This is a genomic window from Fibrobacter sp. UWB12 (genome assembly GCF_900142485.1).
Taxonomy (GTDB): domain Bacteria; phylum Fibrobacterota; class Fibrobacteria; order Fibrobacterales; family Fibrobacteraceae; genus Fibrobacter.
Genome location: NZ_FRAZ01000007.1, coordinates 190,007 through 204,900 on the forward strand (window position 1 = coordinate 190,007; position 14,894 = coordinate 204,900).

Genomic DNA, 14,894 nt, shown 5'->3' on the forward strand with positions numbered 1-14,894 from the left:
AACCAAATTTCACACTACACGCATGTTTTGGTTGAAAAAAACATTGCCAAATGTTAAAATTCTACGGCATATTTGTAAAATTGCCGTAATTTTATTATATTAAGAACATGCCCAAATACGACGGAAAAGAAATAGGCAATACCGAAGGCTTCATGGTTCGCGAAAACATGAGCGCCTATCAGTATCATCAGGCCTTGCAAAAAGTCCAGTCTGGCGAACTGCTTCGCCTGCGCCCCGGAGTGTTTGCGGAGCCTGCAGCGCTGGCAGATACGATGCTCGACATAGATGTTCTTGTGCCTGGCGGTGTACTGTGCATGTATTCTGCATGGGAGCATTACGAACTCACTACGCAAATACCTTCTGCATTTTGTATCGCCATCCCACGCAAACGAAAACTCGTATTGCCCGAATTCCCTCCCGTGACGCTTTACTACTGGTCAGATCATCTGCTGGAGTTTGGAACCACGACAGCGGAGGTTCATGGTCACAAGGTGCGCGTCACCGACTTGGAACGCTCCGTCTGCGACGCCATCAAATACCGCAACAAAATCGGTCTGGATGTATGTGCCGAAATCCTTAAAGCATACCTGCATCGCGCTGACAGGAACATCGCGAAACTCATAGAATATGCAAAAAAACTTAGAGTCGCCGCAACCCTGAAAACATATTTGGAAATTGGGATTTAAGATGGTTCAGGATATTGCAAAATCAGTGCGGAATCGCCTACTAGAGCAGACAAGAAAAACGCATGGGAACTACCAGCAGGTTCTCATACGCTTCTTTCATGAACGCTTGATGTATCGGCTCGCAAAAAGCAAGCACAGGTCTTCGTTCTATTTGAAAGGCGGTTCATTACTGTTCGCTTTGAATCCTATAATTGCACGCCCGACTTTGGATGTGGACTTGCTTGGCATAAATTTCCCTTCAAAGCCAGAACTGCTCCGCTCCATGTTTGCAGATATATGTTCGCAAACGTGTCCTGAAGATGGCATTACTTTTGACATCGATTCCATTCAAGTTGAAGACATCATGAACGACAAGGAATATCTCGGACTTCATGTGAAAATACAAGCAAATCTGGATTCAATTCGCCAGTGGGTTGCCATCGACGTTGGTTTCGGAGATTCGGTTGTTGGCGTAAATGAGATGTCGTACCCCACACTACTTGATAATTTACCCATAGCGAATATTTTCGTCTATTCAATTGAATCGGTTGTCGCCGAAAAATTTCATGCCATGATTGCCCGCGACGAAAGCAATAGTCGTATGAAGGATTTCTTTGATGTCTATCAGATTTTGACAAATCACAAGATAGACAATCATGTTCTCGAGTCTGCGATCAAGGCGACATTCCATGCAAGAAAAACAGAATACTCTTCCAATGCAAACCTTTTTTCCGCCAAATTCGCCCGTGACGAATCAAGACTTGCACTCTGGAAAAACTTTTTGCACAAAATCAAATACACAAATCCATTGAATTTTGAAGACGTAATGAATTTGATTCGTGATAGGCTAGGAATGTACTGGACAAAAGAGACGCTGGAGTAAACATGACCATAGAATTCCCTAACTTAAGTAGCCGCTTTGATGCAGAAGACATCCGCAAATTGCGCGAATACAACTCCCTGCGGCATTCCAAGATGTCGCACAAGGAAATCTTGGAAGACATACGTCAGGGGGCAGAAACCTTTATGGCGGAATTCAGTAATTGTAGGTAAAAATTCGATTTTCACCTATGTTTTGTCTTAAATCTAAAATCTGTATGGCCAGCTTCTCCATACGGTTCAGGATCAATACCGAACATCCTAAGAATTTCCGCCATCCGCGGAAGCAGTTTTTCTTTTTTCGACGAATCATTTCCAATTTCAAGTGCTATCCGAATTGCCTCTTTGAAATAATCCTCCCGTTCGTCTTCACGTACAGTGGATTCAGACAACTTTATGTACTTGATGTTGGGCCTAATGACATTTTGGATTTTTTCTAAAAAAAGAATAGACGAATTGACCGTATTTAAAAGATAGGTATAAAAAACTTTTGCTTCCAATTCTATATCTAAATCTGTTCCAAACTGCTTTTGTTGCCCATTCGTGTCTAGATACGAATTTATCGCCACTTCCATCATCGCGCGATAAATCTGATATTCTTGAAAGAGTACATCCGTTCTAGCCCTATCATCATAAATATCAGGATTCCATTGAATCATTTTATCCAAGGCTTCATCGGATAAATGAGCTCCAACTTTATTCCTAAGATGATTAACGAAGTCTAAATCCTTTTTCAGTTTCTTGGATTGCGCAGTCAGTTCAGGATTGTTTTTGCAATAAATCGAAAAACCATCAAGGGATTCCCTCAACAGGTTTAAAGGTATAAAATCATACTTTAGATAAATCTGATTATCTATATGCTTTTGCAGCATCGCTGCCGCATCATTTGATCTGTATTGTTCCTTGAATAAATGGTCAGAGAAGAATTTAATTTCTTTCAAAAGGATAATTGTCCTAAGAAAGTCGCGTTTGTATTTTTTGTCGTCTTTCATCACTTTTTTAATTCCAATCTCTGCACTATTTTTTACATCGTCTAATCAATATAAAATATCGTTCACTTAATTTTCCTGCACGAAAAGTTTCATGCGATTTAAATTCGTTGATATAATCACGTTTAATTCTTAAATTGCATCCATTAAATTTATGCGGGTTAAGCCATTCCCATTCTTTGTTTTTTGACCTTTTTTCTACCCTAAGATAAGGATCAAAACAATAAATATATTCTCCCTTCTCATAAATAACGGTAATGAAATGCCCATATGTACGGTCGAAATAAACAAAAAGAACTCCACACAATGCTTTGGTTGTCAGGAAGTGCCCTTCAAACACTACATCATCCTTTTTTATTATTTGTGCCTCTAATGAAAAATTTTCTTTTTTGTATGATCTAAGCCATTTCGTCAACTTTGTCATAGCATCAAAAGACGTGCCAAATGATGCTGGTCTATCTAAGGTATCTTTATAGATATGACGAATCGCCAGTGAAGGAATGTCACTACGCTTAAATAGATAAATCAGAGCATTCACGAAAGCGGTAGGACCACAATCGTATTCAGTAATCTGTTCTCTATAGCATTTGTTTTTCATAGTGTACATCTATCACTATAGTATTGGTTCCAAGGTATTTTGCAAACCGATTAATTCCTGTTCAATTATTGCATCAGAAACGCATTTCTTTTCGTAATAATCTCCTTGGATAGAAAATCCCTTTTGCGACAGCGTTCTTTCAACTATCGGTTTGTTTTGCACATAAATAAGAATGGTATATTTTGATTTATCCTCATAAAAAATCTTACTCTCTATTTTTGATGAAGGATTTTGAGTTGATATGAAAGAACACTTCATGAAAGGTTGATCATCTTCTAACTTTGTATATTCATAATCAAGGCTTATTTTTAAGGTTTTTGACTTCATTTGATTGAATAGACAATAAGTAAATAGTTCCGCATGCTTCCCGAAAATTTGTTTCTTTTTCAATAAATCTATTTCGTAGTCATCTCGAGTTACTTTGGAATGAGCTCTCCCTGATTTTTCATTCCACCTAATATATCGATCGGCACCAAGATAGGCGATTGCAATGGGGTAGTCTATAATGTTTTTACGCCAATTGTCAATTGTTTGCGGATATTTTGCGGCAATCTTTTTTAGAGAGTCCTTCGGATTTCGTTCATCAAAATCAATGTCACAGATAACATCAGTGAAGAACCTTCGTTTATCATCAGCGCCTTCATTTTCCTGGCTCATCTTAAGGAATCGTCTCCAACTGGTATCACGTCCAGAATTCTGTAACAACGAGTTGCTGCTATTAAAAAATGGAGTATAATCGCCTTTGGATAAAAGAGCACATATCAACTCAGGCTCATAAAGACATCCGTTCGAATTGAAAATAGATACCATCTTGGCAACATTTGCATTAAAACGATCAATAGCTGCAGTATTTTGAACATCTGATTCTAAAACTTTCGAGTAATCAATAAGTACATAATGGAGATGTCCTTCAAAATACTTTAAATTTGTTGATGCGTCTATGAGGCTCTGTTTCCACGAGATATTTTTACTCAATTTTGCCTTTAAAATTTCTTCATCTAATTGGAAACGATCTAACGTATAGATATTTGATATGTCTTTCTGTGGCAAGGCTGTTTCAATATCTAAATCAAATAAATAATTAATGCCCGCCAAAGAATTGCAGAAAGTATGTCCCGCGTTACTTAATGTATAACTGTTCATTACGATGTTGTGTACAAAACGCATCCAATCTTCAAAATGAGCATTGTTTACCCCATTGTAAGGACTGCGCGATATGTAAAGCATGTAGCCGAAATACAGTACTTTCGTATCATAATTTTTTCCCTCTGTACAATAATCCCTTGCAATGCTCTGAAAGGACTTGAGTTCATCAAAAATGTAAAAAGAGGGACTGAAATATTTCTTTAATGTAATTTCTGAATTTTGTTTTTCGCATAATGAATCAAATATTTTAATTAGATTGTACAAACATGAAGCGTCTTGATGGCATAATATTTCTATAAGTGTTTCATATTCAATAGAATTTTTCTGATCCATTAATCCATCGATAAACTTACGTTCATCGCCGTTTTTTGTAACTGACATTTGGCCTTGCATGCATTGGAGTGCGCCAAAACAAACGCAATAATTACATATAAAGCTAAGTATCATATCGTCAACAGGCGGATTTCCATCAAGCCCGCTCTGCTGATTTAAATTCCAAAACAAATCGGTCCATTTGGTATCAAACATTAAGCCGACATATTCTCTTAAGGAATTGTACTCTTTCCCGCTTATGGCATTGATTTCCCTGAGAACATTTTTATACGCGTCTTGATCTTTTCTTAGGTCTAATTCTTTTAGAATTTTAGATTTTAGATTTTCAAATCGCGTAAGAGGACGACCTCTTGAATTCATCTTAATATACAAATCATTTGTAAGCTTATAATCGTCTAAATTGAGAAAATTAAAGGTGATGCTTGCGTTTTCACCTTTTCTATCCAATTTTTCAAACAATGTTTTTGCAGTTTCATATGGAAATTCTTCTGCAATTGAGTCCAACATGTTCAGCATATTGAAAATTGTCGGGTCATTATTCCAATGCAAAAAATACCATTTTTCATTTCGAATTGCCGATGAAAGAAAACCCTTTTTTGTATTACTTTTTATTAAATCGATAAAAACTTTTACACGATCGTTCTCAACAACTTGATTTTCTGCATCAAAACTTCTGTTACTTAATTTTAATAAACTGTCGCAAAAATCAGAAGCAGAAAATCTGGTGTTATATGAGAATTTGGAATGACTCCCATCCCACAAAATACTCTTAAATCGAACGAAACTCTCTTCACCAGCAGCCAACGCAAAATACCAGTGCATCAAGAAAAGAGTCGTAACGCGTTGTTGGCCGTCAAGCAGAGTTAAAGTTTTTTTTCTATTAAGTTCCTGTTCCGATCCATAAACAAAATCCAACTCATGATTTGAATTGTCTGATAAAAGATATTTTCTTATGTTCTTCAGAAACTCCTTTCTTTTTTCGGATTCTGTAACGCGACCATAGGCGTAATCTCGTTGAAGCATAGGGATTTCAACGCACAATCCTTCTTGTTCAAAAAGATCAACGAAACTTAGATGTTTAAAAGACATGCTTTCAACTCCTTCATGTAAGATTCTGCATCGGAATCATTCCAATTCATTAGATCTAACAATTTACAACTGTATGCTTTTGCAAAGACGTTTTTTGTACAGGGCAAAAAGAAGACCCCATTTTTCTCTCTTTGTGCAATAGTTCTTCGTTTTACTGGGAAAAATGCATTCCCGTAGCCTCTGTTTGTTCCAGAGTCCAAAAGAACTAAATTAGATATACTATGTTCGTATCTAAATGAACTAGATTCCTTAAAAACGGAATCTCTCAATAATTTGTACACTTTTGATGTGGTTACATCTGTTCGCTCGCCCCACAATTTCAATAAATCAGAGCAGACATCCCACAAATTCCATTCGTCATCAATTTTTTCTTCAGAAAGATTGTCCTTCATCCCTTCGACGAGTGAGCGAAACTTTTGATCTTTTTGTACGGTTTCTTCTTTCTTTGATATTTCTGCAGAACCCCTTTCAATTTCAATTTTGTCATATTCAACACCAGTAAAATATTCAAGGTTGGTTATAAGCCAATCCTTTCGTTTGTCTCCTGATATATCTTTAGGCGTTTGCGACCTAACGTGCTCCAGATCAAAGGTGTTTGCGTAGAAATCCTTAAAGGAAAATCGAACATTTTTTTCATTGCAGTTATAAACTGACATTACGTTATGAAGGAGCAAAACATCAAATATAGCTTTCCTGTTTCCCTTATAATTCAATCCATCTATGTCCGATAACTGATCTTTCATAACATTTTTTATTTCTTCTTTTAATTTGTTGATAAAGTCTTCGTAACCATTTGTATCAGCCATATCTTGGATGGCAAAAATCCTTGATATATCAACGCCTTTATATCTTAAGAATCCAACTAAATGATATATTTGCCTGTCTTCATGCCAGTTTTTGAATAGATTAAATGTATCGGTAATTTCCTTCCACGCCGTCTCTACGGTTTTTGGAGGGCTTTTTTGGGTAAAATCGTTTACATATTCATTAAATGTATAGTAAACGTCATCTCTATTGCTATTATTGTTTTTTTGTTTTACAATATCTAATAAAAATTCTATTCTAGTATCGTACTTGTTATTGTCTTTGCCGTAAATAAATGACCAGAAATCACCGTCATGCAATGTGTGTTCTATAGAATCCCATTCTGTTGCTATTCGGATTTTTAGAGGCGTAGAAATTTGTTTTTTTACAGAAATGTCTTGTGCCGACCCATCATCTTTTTTTAAAAGATCTACTTCTTTATCGACTTGGTTTAAAAACAAGGCCTTAACCAATTCTGCATTGGTTAAACCGATTTTACCTACATTAAGTCGAGAAAAAACTTCTTCGCTAGATATTTTACTGTTCTCTATCTCCTCAGTTACATCATACCAAATAAATTTTATTAAAGGCTCATCACTTGATTCGGAATAATTTAATATGGCGTTAACAAAGGAACTTCCTAACCTTTTTGAGCTCAACCAAGTTGTGATTGTTTTGGATGCGTTGTAAATATGATAATAATCAATATTTCTGTTCTTTTGCTGTTCATCAATGCTTTGCAAAAAGGATTCACTATCGGGTCTACTTTGATAAGACAATTGGTAGAGATCTAATTCGGGAAAGTCCTCTTTAATACTATTAATTTTGGATTTTAATATCAGATATAATGTTGTTAATCTTTGCTGACCATCAATTACCTCCCAAGCCTCTTTTTCTTTATTATAAAAAACGACAAGAGGCTGCATGCAATAAAAATTGTTGCTATCCTTGGTTCGATTTTCTTTATATTCCTTTAAGTCTTCCAATAACTTGGTTACTTCAAAATGAGTCCATCGGTATCCACGCTGATAATCAGGAATATAAAACTTATTTCCCATTAATTCACTGACCGAGACGGTGTCGAGCTTTAGTTTTTCACTTCGTTTTTCAATATTATTCCATAGTTGCATAGCAATAGACCTTTTTAATCAACCTAATTCCTGCGAAATTTGCGTTATCGGGAAAAGATAAATCTGCATAGTTGTTAAACCTGTATATTTTACAAGAATGAGTGGCTTTAAAAAATAATAAACAACAGAGGTATATGTAGAAAAAAATACCACAAGTTGAATTGCTTCTTTTGCAAAATAGGTCACAAGATCTTGAACCATTTCGTTAATCGAAGGAAGGCCTTTACACTTGAAAGAGAATATCGGACCAACGACTCGAAAGATTTCGTATCCTCCAGTTATTTTAGGCCATTTCGCCTTGACGAATTCGCTTATTCCGTTAGATACACTACATTCTTGCACAATCATTATTGGGAGTTTATAGAATTCAACTAGAAAATAGATAAAATCAACAAACGACCACAATAATACACCAATAAACAAAAATGAGGATACCCATAAGGATATGGGATTTCCGAAAGGCACAGAAATTGCCAGGTAAACGGCCAATATGCTAATAATTAATTTGATTAAAGAGGATTTTAAGGTTTTTTTATTTTAGACTGTAACCACATTTGAAACAAAGCTCTTCTAGTTTTTCTTGATTGTATTTTTTCCCCTAGCCAACCAAAACCTTTTGTGATTATAGGATATATTTTATTTAGCATATTGATACCTATATTTTATTCGGCTAGCTAGATAGATTTTTTTATCATCGGGCGGTAATAAAATTACGCTAACCTGATTTTTCCGGTGAGGAGTTGTTGCATCATGCCGGTTTTGAGTTTGCGGTATTTTGCGAGTTTGGTTTCGAGGGCCGAGATTTCGGTGTCCATGTCGCTGAGGACGTTTGCGATGGCGGTTTGTTCGGCATATGTAGAAGGAAATGCAATCTGTTGCTGCTTCAATTTTTCTTGGGACATTGTAGGAATAGTACTTCCTCCACATATAGTCCAAATATTGGTCTGAAAAGGCTTGTCAATCAACTGATAGTATAGAAAGCGGTTGTTGCATTTAAAATTGTTCATTAAAACAAACTGAGGATTTATAGTAGCCTTTTCAGATAGTCCCTCGACTAAAGCGCATTTCCCAATAGATGCAGTTTTGCCAAAAATGATGTCTCCATTAAATACCTTTATTTCAGGAGATTCTTCATATTTTTTTAAACTGATATAAGTACAATTTTCAAGATCTATTTTTTGATTATGTATATCTGAAGGACTAAATGTTATAGCGCCCTTATGAGCTTCAACGAGGTCTTCACGAGTATACCCTCTAAAACCAATCCTTCCCCAAAGAGAACACAAATGTCCTAATTTCTTCACTTCCCAATCACTGGGTATCATTCCGAGTTCGGTCATTTTGTAGCCACTGGATTCTTCGACTTCGCGCTTTGCGCTTCGCTCAGAATGACACTCCTTTCGTCTTTCGTCTGTAGGGTGTGAGCCCGTTCTTTCGTCTGAGCCGAATCCGGGGAGGCGTTTCTTGCCGGTGAGGAGTTGTTGCATTGCGCCTTGTTTGATGTTTTTCTTTTTGGCGATGAGTTTTTCTAGGTTTGCGATTAGGGTGTCAACGTCGGAGAGGGCGCTTGCAATGCGTTGTTGTTCTTCGATTGTGGGTAATGCAAAGAGCCATTCTCTTAAAGCTACAAGATCTACTCCTGTTTGACCGGAGGATCGGCGAGATAGGTTGTCAATAATGGCAAATAGATCATCCCTTTTTAAAGTATAAAATAAGAATTCCTGATTAATTCGGTCAGATTTAGGGATAACCTTTATAAGTGCTACATTGTAAGCACCTTCTATTCCACGAAGAATTTGAAATATTGGGGGTCCATACCGACCAATCATAATGTCTGAAGTGAGACATTTCTTCCGAGCCATACTTTCAGGTATGTAGACAATATATTTATCTGTTTTGTAATCTCGAATCTGAATTAGTCTAATATAACCATCTTTATATGAAGATCTAAAATATTTTAAATCAGGTTGACTTCCTCCCTGAAAATCAACCAACATTCCCATGCTTGCAACATTCCAATCATTCGGTACCAACCCGATTTCGGTCATTTTAAAACCGCCCTGGATTGCTTCGCTACGCTTGCAATGACGAGAGCCTTTTTTCGTCTGAACCAAAGTCTGTTTGAATTTCGTTTCTTTCATACTACTTAAACCTCAAATCCCATTTCTTTGAGGTGGTTCTTGACTTTGGTTTCGTAGTCGGCGACGGTTGTTTCTAGGTCGGAGAGCGTGTTTTCGTAGCGGTCGGCGAGTTCGCTCACACGGGTTGCAATCTTGTGGCTGGTGGTGTCGTAAAGGCTCTTGATTCCTTCAAAGATGTCAAAGCTCCACTTCTGTTTCACGAGCAGGTCCTTGATTTCTTTTTCGGTGAGTTCTGCATACTTGCCCTTGACGGATTCGTCCAGCGCCTTGTTCAGTTCCTTTACAATGCCTGCCTGATTTTTCGCGGTGGTGGCAAGTTCGGTGTATTTGGCGAGTACTTCAAATTCTTCGCCGGTCGTTTTCTGCTTTTTCAGTTCCTTCAGCTTGACGGCAATTTTCTTTGCGTCCAGGTCTTCGCTTTCTTCCTTGGCATAGTCGGCCAGCACGCTGCCTTCGCCGCTGTTTTCTTCCACGAATTCTTCGAGCCTGGATTCGCTTTCGGCGACAACTTGTTCGGCACGTTCGATTTCGGCCTGTTCCTTGGCAAAGTAAACGCGCTCGATGACGGTCTTGGGCAAGAGTTTGCCTTCCCAGCCGATTTCCTTGGGCTCGGCCTTTTTCTTGCCGTCGTCCTTTTTAGATTCTTTCTTGAAGATTTTCACGATTTCGGCACCGGCCATGTAGCCGTCGTACTTGAGCACGAAAACGTCGTCGCTCATGGTCTCTTGCCAATAGGCGAGCAGCACCTGATAAACGTCGTAAAAGTCCACGAGTTCAATGTGGCGGAATTCGTCTATCAGCGATTCCGAAAGTTCTATGATAAACTTCTTCACATCTACCGTGCCGTCGATGTTCATCAACTTCTTGGAAGACTTCTTGAGCCATGTGTCAAAGGCGTTGTCAATCTGTTCGGCGTAGGCCTTGAATTCTTCGTCGTTGAAGATTGCGCTACGGATTTCGTCTTTTTCTACCTTGAGCTGGTAATAGCCCGCACGGAATTTCTTGAAGAGTTTGTTCTTGAGGCCCGGGAAAATATCCCAGTAGCGTTTTAAGGAATCCACGTCACCCGCGGGGATGCCGCCGTTCAAATGGGCGTCGATGGACTGCTCGTCTTCGGCGTCGCCGCTGTCGATGTAACGCGGGATGTTCAGATTGTAGCCGTTCTTGACCTTGATTTCTTCCATCGGGACAAAGCGCGCGTACTTGGGGTCGTCTTCGATGCGGTTCACGAAGGTCTGCACAATCTTGTGGATGTCGCGTTCGCGCAGGCGGTTCTTGGGGCCGTCTTTCACAAAGTCATGGCTTGCATCAATCATGAAGATGCCGCCATTGTTCCCCTGGCGTTCAGCCGCGTCTTCCTTGTCCATCACGATGATGCAGGCGGGAATGCCCGTGCCGTAGAAAAGGTTCGCAGGGAGCCCAATAATGCCCTTGATGTAACCGCGGTCGATGATGTTTTTGCGGAGGGATTCTTCGGCGTTGCCACGGAAAAGCACGCCGTGGGGCAAAATCACTGCCGCTTTGCCGGTGGGCTTGAGCGACTTGAGAATATGCAAAAGCCAGGCGTAGTCGCCGTTCTTTTCGGGCGGGCGATCGTCATAGCCGTCGAAGCGGCCAAATTCCTGCAAGCCGTCGGTCCAGTTCTTGAGCGAGAACGGAGGATTCGCGACGACAAAGTCGAAACGCTTCAACGCGCCGTTGTCCAAATATTGCGGGTTCGAGAACGTGTTGCCCGACTTGATTTCGCCACTTGCCTTGTTGTGAAGAACCAGGTTCATTTTTGCAAGGCCCGCCGTCGTGGTTTCTTTTTCCTGGCCGTAAATAGCGATGTCGAAAGGGGCTTCGTCGGCTGCGCGAATGAGGAGCGAGCCCGAACCGCACGCGGGGTCGTAAATGGTAGTGTTTCTGTTCTTGACTTTCCCAAGGCCGATGACTTTCGCCAAGATGCGACTCACTTCTGCCGGGGTGTAGAACTGCCCCTTACTCTTGCCACTTTCGGTAGCGAAGTTACGCATCAGGTATTCGTAGGCATCGCCTAGAATGTCGTCGCCGCCCGCCTTGTTGTTGCTGAAATTAAATTCCGGGCGTTCAAAGATAGACACGAGGCCGGTCAAGGTGTCGACCATGTCCTTGCCGTTACCGAACTTGGAATTATCGAAGAACTTTGCGTTGTCGATGACGCCTGTCAAGTTGTTCGCTTCGGCGAGTTTCGCGATGGCCTTGTCCATCTTTTCGCCAATGTCCTTGTTGTTCTTGAGTGCCACGAGATCGTCAAAGCTTCCACCTGCCGGGACGTTGATATCGGCGTACTTCTGCCCCTTGAACTTATCGGTCACGTACTTCACAAAAAGGAGCGTCAGAATGTAGTCCTTGTACTGACTTGCGTCCATGCCGCCGCGCAGTTTGTCACAAGATTCCCAGAGAGAAGAGTAGAGTTCGTTCTTCTTGATAGCCATATAAAAACGCTAGGTAGAGAGGGGGTTAGTTTGTTTCGTAAATATATATAAATGGGGGTGAGGGGTGCGATTTTTTTGATGCGTCCGGGGTTTTAGGGGGCGGAGCCCCTTAGGCGAGAGGGTAGCGAAAGACTTGCCCTGGATCCTTCGACTTCGCTCAGGATGACACAGGGCAAGGCTGAAGCGAGGGGGAAACCTCCCCCTCCTCAAAAATATAACACTAGATACACTATAGCACAAACATACATAAATGTCAGGTACAAGGAACCCCTAGTAAGCTAATTTATGTAAGGAAACAAAACTCATTTCAAAAATCGAGGCTATCATGTTCAAATCGTTACTCTTCACATTGGGGATCTTGCCTATGACCGCTTTAGCATTCCAAGTCGGCGCCTGGGTCGGTGGCCCCGGCCAATACCCGCAGCCCACCCAAGAAAACGTGCAGGCATTCCAGGATTTGCAGGGTACACATATCGACCTCATCAGTTACTTTGCGCTCTTCGACATCAACGATTGGAACGCAACCGAAGAGTACGCAAACGTCGCGAAAGACAATGGTTCCACGCTGGTGGTGACCTGGATGGCAAACGGCTATAACGCGCAAGATTTGGTGGACGGCAAGGCCGACGAATATATCCGCGACTACGCCAAGGGTGTTAAAGGCTATGGCGAAGAAATCTGGCTCAGGCCGCTCCACGAAGCGAACGGCGACTGGTACGACTGGGGTGTAGGCAAGGCAGGCGCCGGCAACACCGATGCAAATGTCGCCGAAGCATTCCGCCATATCGTGAAAATTTTCAAAGAAGAAGGCGTTACGAACGTCAAATGGGTCTGGACAACGAACGCTTCGAACTCAGGAAAGGGTTCCACGCTTACGGGCAACTACCCTGGCGACGAATACGTGGACTACATTTCCATTGACGGCTACAACTGGGGCAAATGCCAAAGCTGGTCTAGCTGGCAGACGTTCTCGCAGGTATTCAAGAAGGCATACAACGCACTCGCGAACATCAACAAGCCGCTCTTCATTGCTGAAATTTCCAGCTCCGAACTCGGCGGTAACAAGGCCGAATGGATTACGGACATGTTCGAGCACTTTGCTACAGACTTCTCCCGCGTATTCGCAGTGATGTGGTTCAGCCAGAGCAAGGAAGATAACGAAGGCGACTGGGCGCTCAACACTTCACAGGCTGCAGTTGATGCATGGAAAGCCGGCATCGCGAAGATGAAGGCCTTGGAAGGCAGCACATCTATCAAGCCAGCCGGGAGGGCATCCAGCAGTTCCTTTCGCCTGCAAGACGGCAAGCTCTACATGCAAACCGGCAAAGCATTAAAGGCAAGCGTCGTGCAGTTCGACTACCAGGGCCGCGTCCTGTGGCAGAGCCCGGTGCAGCACTTTACCACGGGTGTGCACGCTATCGACGCCCCCAAGGCAAGCACGCGAAGCATTTACAAGTTATCCGTGAAGCGCTAAACAAAACTTATTCATAAAACTCCTTGGACAACCCCCATTCTAGCTCCTTCAAAACGCTAGAGTGGGGATTTTTTATTTGTATGCACGCAAAAGGGAACATCACCAATAATTCTGATTTTCCGCAGCACCAAACTCGCGCAAAGCCAAACACTAGAGACACTTTGAATTTTTTATGCGCTTTTGTTCGGGCTCTTCGAAAGCGCTCAAAGTATCTTTTAAATATAACAGTTCAAGAAACTTAACGGAGCCTTTATGAACAACAAACTATTCACGTCTCTTTGCGCCGCGCCAGTTGCAGCGATGGCGATCCAAATCGGCGCTTGGGTCGGAGGCCCCGGACAATCCCCGCAGCCCACCAAAGAGAATGTACGGGCGTTCCAAGACTTGCAAGATGCTCATCTTGATCTTATCAGCTACTTTGCAGTTTTCGACGTGGACGACTGGAAGCGGGTGCAAGTTTACGCAGACATCGCAAAAGAAAACGGATCGACGCTAGTCGTCACATGGATGCCCAAAGGCTACAGCGCCCAAGAAATTGTAGACGGTAAAACGGACAACTACATCCGAGAGTTCGCAAAGGGCGTCAAAAATTACAGTGAAGAAATCTGGTTGCGCCCCCTGCACGAAGCGAACGGCGACTGGTACGACTGGGGCGTGGGCAAAAAAGGCGCCGGGAATACCGATGCAAATGTTGCCGAAGCATTCCGCCGCATCGTCAAGATTTTTCGCGAAGAAAACGTGAAGAACGTCAAGTGGGTCTGGACCACAAACGTCACGAACCACGGCGAAGGCGCCACGCTCACGGGCAACTATCCCGGCGACGAATTTGTGGATTACATTTCCATTGACGGGTACAACTGGGGCAAGAGCCAAAGCTGGTCCAGCTGGAAGTCCTTTGCACAAGTCTTCGACGATGCCTACAAGGCTCTCGCAAATATAAACAAGCCGCTCTTCATTGCCGAAATCTCCAGCTCCGAAAAAGGCGGCAGCAAGGCCAAATGGATTGCCGACATGTTCGAGCATTTCCGCACCGACTACTCACGCGTTTTCGCCGTGATGTGGTTCAGCCAAAGCAAAGACTACGAAGGCGACTGGGCGCTCAACACCTCACAAGATGCCGTCAACGCCTGGAAGGCGGGAATCAAGAAGATGAAGGCGAATTCTAAGGGCAAAAAGAGATAAATCGATAT

General features: G+C 41.7%; 11 protein-coding genes. 5 read left to right on the top strand and 6 right to left on the bottom strand.

The genetic code is table 11. From position 1 onward, the window contains the following. Positions 1 to 107: 107 nt before the first annotated feature. The 3 genes from BUA34_RS12130 to BUA34_RS15945 are packed head-to-tail and all read left to right on the top strand — an operon-like array spanning position 108 to position 1,718. Positions 108 to 686 carry a type IV toxin-antitoxin system AbiEi family antitoxin domain-containing protein gene (locus BUA34_RS12130; RefSeq protein ID WP_072829971.1) on the top strand — a complete coding sequence of 193 codons (579 nt, stop codon included), beginning with the start codon at positions 108 to 110 and terminating at the stop codon, positions 684 to 686. A gap of 1 nt (position 687) precedes the next feature. After that, positions 688 to 1,548, top strand: coding sequence for a nucleotidyl transferase AbiEii/AbiGii toxin family protein (locus BUA34_RS12135; protein ID WP_083579784.1), 861 nt, complete (start codon positions 688 to 690; stop codon positions 1,546 to 1,548). Between the two features lie 2 nt (positions 1,549 to 1,550). Next, positions 1,551 to 1,718: a hypothetical protein gene (locus tag BUA34_RS15945; RefSeq protein WP_175545459.1), complete on the top strand. Its 168-nt coding sequence runs from the start codon at positions 1,551 to 1,553 to the stop codon at positions 1,716 to 1,718. A gap of 11 nt (positions 1,719 to 1,729) precedes the next feature. On the opposite strand, the gene BUA34_RS12140 is transcribed toward BUA34_RS15945, so the two are convergent. The 6 genes from BUA34_RS12140 to BUA34_RS12170 form a co-directional block, all read right to left on the bottom strand. Continuing rightward, complete coding sequence (locus BUA34_RS12140; RefSeq protein ID WP_139255939.1) at positions 1,730 to 2,539, bottom strand: hypothetical protein; 810 nt, start codon at positions 2,537 to 2,539, stop codon at positions 1,730 to 1,732. 22 nt (positions 2,540 to 2,561) lie between these two features. Next, positions 2,562 to 3,131, bottom strand: a complete 570-nt coding sequence (locus tag BUA34_RS12145; RefSeq protein ID WP_072830023.1) for a hypothetical protein — start codon at positions 3,129 to 3,131, stop codon at positions 2,562 to 2,564. A gap of 15 nt (positions 3,132 to 3,146) precedes the next feature. Continuing rightward, positions 3,147 to 5,699, bottom strand: coding sequence for a DUF262 domain-containing protein (locus tag BUA34_RS12150; protein ID WP_072829977.1), 2,553 nt, complete (start codon positions 5,697 to 5,699; stop codon positions 3,147 to 3,149). Beyond that, positions 5,681 to 7,633, bottom strand: coding sequence for a DUF262 domain-containing protein (locus BUA34_RS12155; RefSeq protein WP_072829979.1), 1,953 nt, complete (start codon positions 7,631 to 7,633; stop codon positions 5,681 to 5,683). Before BUA34_RS12155 ends, BUA34_RS12150 begins: the two co-directional genes overlap by 19 nt. A gap of 710 nt (positions 7,634 to 8,343) precedes the next feature. Next, positions 8,344 to 9,774 (bottom strand): restriction endonuclease subunit S, encoded by a 1,431-nt coding sequence (locus BUA34_RS12165; RefSeq protein ID WP_072829983.1) that lies wholly within the window; start codon positions 9,772 to 9,774, stop codon positions 8,344 to 8,346. 5 nt (positions 9,775 to 9,779) lie between these two features. Continuing rightward, complete coding sequence (locus tag BUA34_RS12170; protein WP_072829985.1) at positions 9,780 to 12,230, bottom strand: type I restriction-modification system subunit M; 2,451 nt, start codon at positions 12,228 to 12,230, stop codon at positions 9,780 to 9,782. Positions 12,231 to 12,555: 325 nt separating this feature from the next. On the opposite strand from BUA34_RS12170, the gene BUA34_RS12175 reads away from it, so the two are divergent. Next, positions 12,556 to 13,704 carry a glycoside hydrolase family 26 protein gene (locus BUA34_RS12175; RefSeq protein WP_072829987.1) on the top strand — a complete coding sequence of 383 codons (1,149 nt, stop codon included), beginning with the start codon at positions 12,556 to 12,558 and terminating at the stop codon, positions 13,702 to 13,704. A gap of 252 nt (positions 13,705 to 13,956) precedes the next feature. Beyond that, positions 13,957 to 14,886 (top strand): glycoside hydrolase family 26 protein, encoded by a 930-nt coding sequence (locus BUA34_RS12180; protein WP_083579786.1) that lies wholly within the window; start codon positions 13,957 to 13,959, stop codon positions 14,884 to 14,886. Positions 14,887 to 14,894: the final 8 nt, after the last annotated feature.

Bases quoted from the DNA above. Each gene is read 5' to 3' on its own strand.
- BUA34_RS12130 (WP_072829971.1), top strand. From the start codon at position 108: ATGCCCAAATACGACGGAAAAGAAATAGGCAATACCGAAGGCTTCATG.
- BUA34_RS12135 (WP_083579784.1), top strand. From the start codon at position 688: ATGGTTCAGGATATTGCAAAATCAGTGCGGAATCGCCTACTAGAGCAG.
- BUA34_RS15945 (WP_175545459.1), top strand. From the start codon at position 1,551: ATGACCATAGAATTCCCTAACTTAAGTAGCCGCTTTGATGCAGAAGAC.
- BUA34_RS12145 (WP_072830023.1), bottom strand. From the start codon at position 3,131: ATGAAAAACAAATGCTATAGAGAACAGATTACTGAATACGATTGTGGT.
- BUA34_RS12150 (WP_072829977.1), bottom strand. From the start codon at position 5,699: ATGTCTTTTAAACATCTAAGTTTCGTTGATCTTTTTGAACAAGAAGGA.
- BUA34_RS12155 (WP_072829979.1), bottom strand. From the start codon at position 7,633: ATGCAACTATGGAATAATATTGAAAAACGAAGTGAAAAACTAAAGCTC.
- BUA34_RS12165 (WP_072829983.1), bottom strand. From the start codon at position 9,774: ATGAAAGAAACGAAATTCAAACAGACTTTGGTTCAGACGAAAAAAGGC.
- BUA34_RS12170 (WP_072829985.1), bottom strand. From the start codon at position 12,230: ATGGCTATCAAGAAGAACGAACTCTACTCTTCTCTCTGGGAATCTTGT.
- BUA34_RS12175 (WP_072829987.1), top strand. From the start codon at position 12,556: ATGTTCAAATCGTTACTCTTCACATTGGGGATCTTGCCTATGACCGCT.
- BUA34_RS12180 (WP_083579786.1), top strand. From the start codon at position 13,957: ATGAACAACAAACTATTCACGTCTCTTTGCGCCGCGCCAGTTGCAGCG.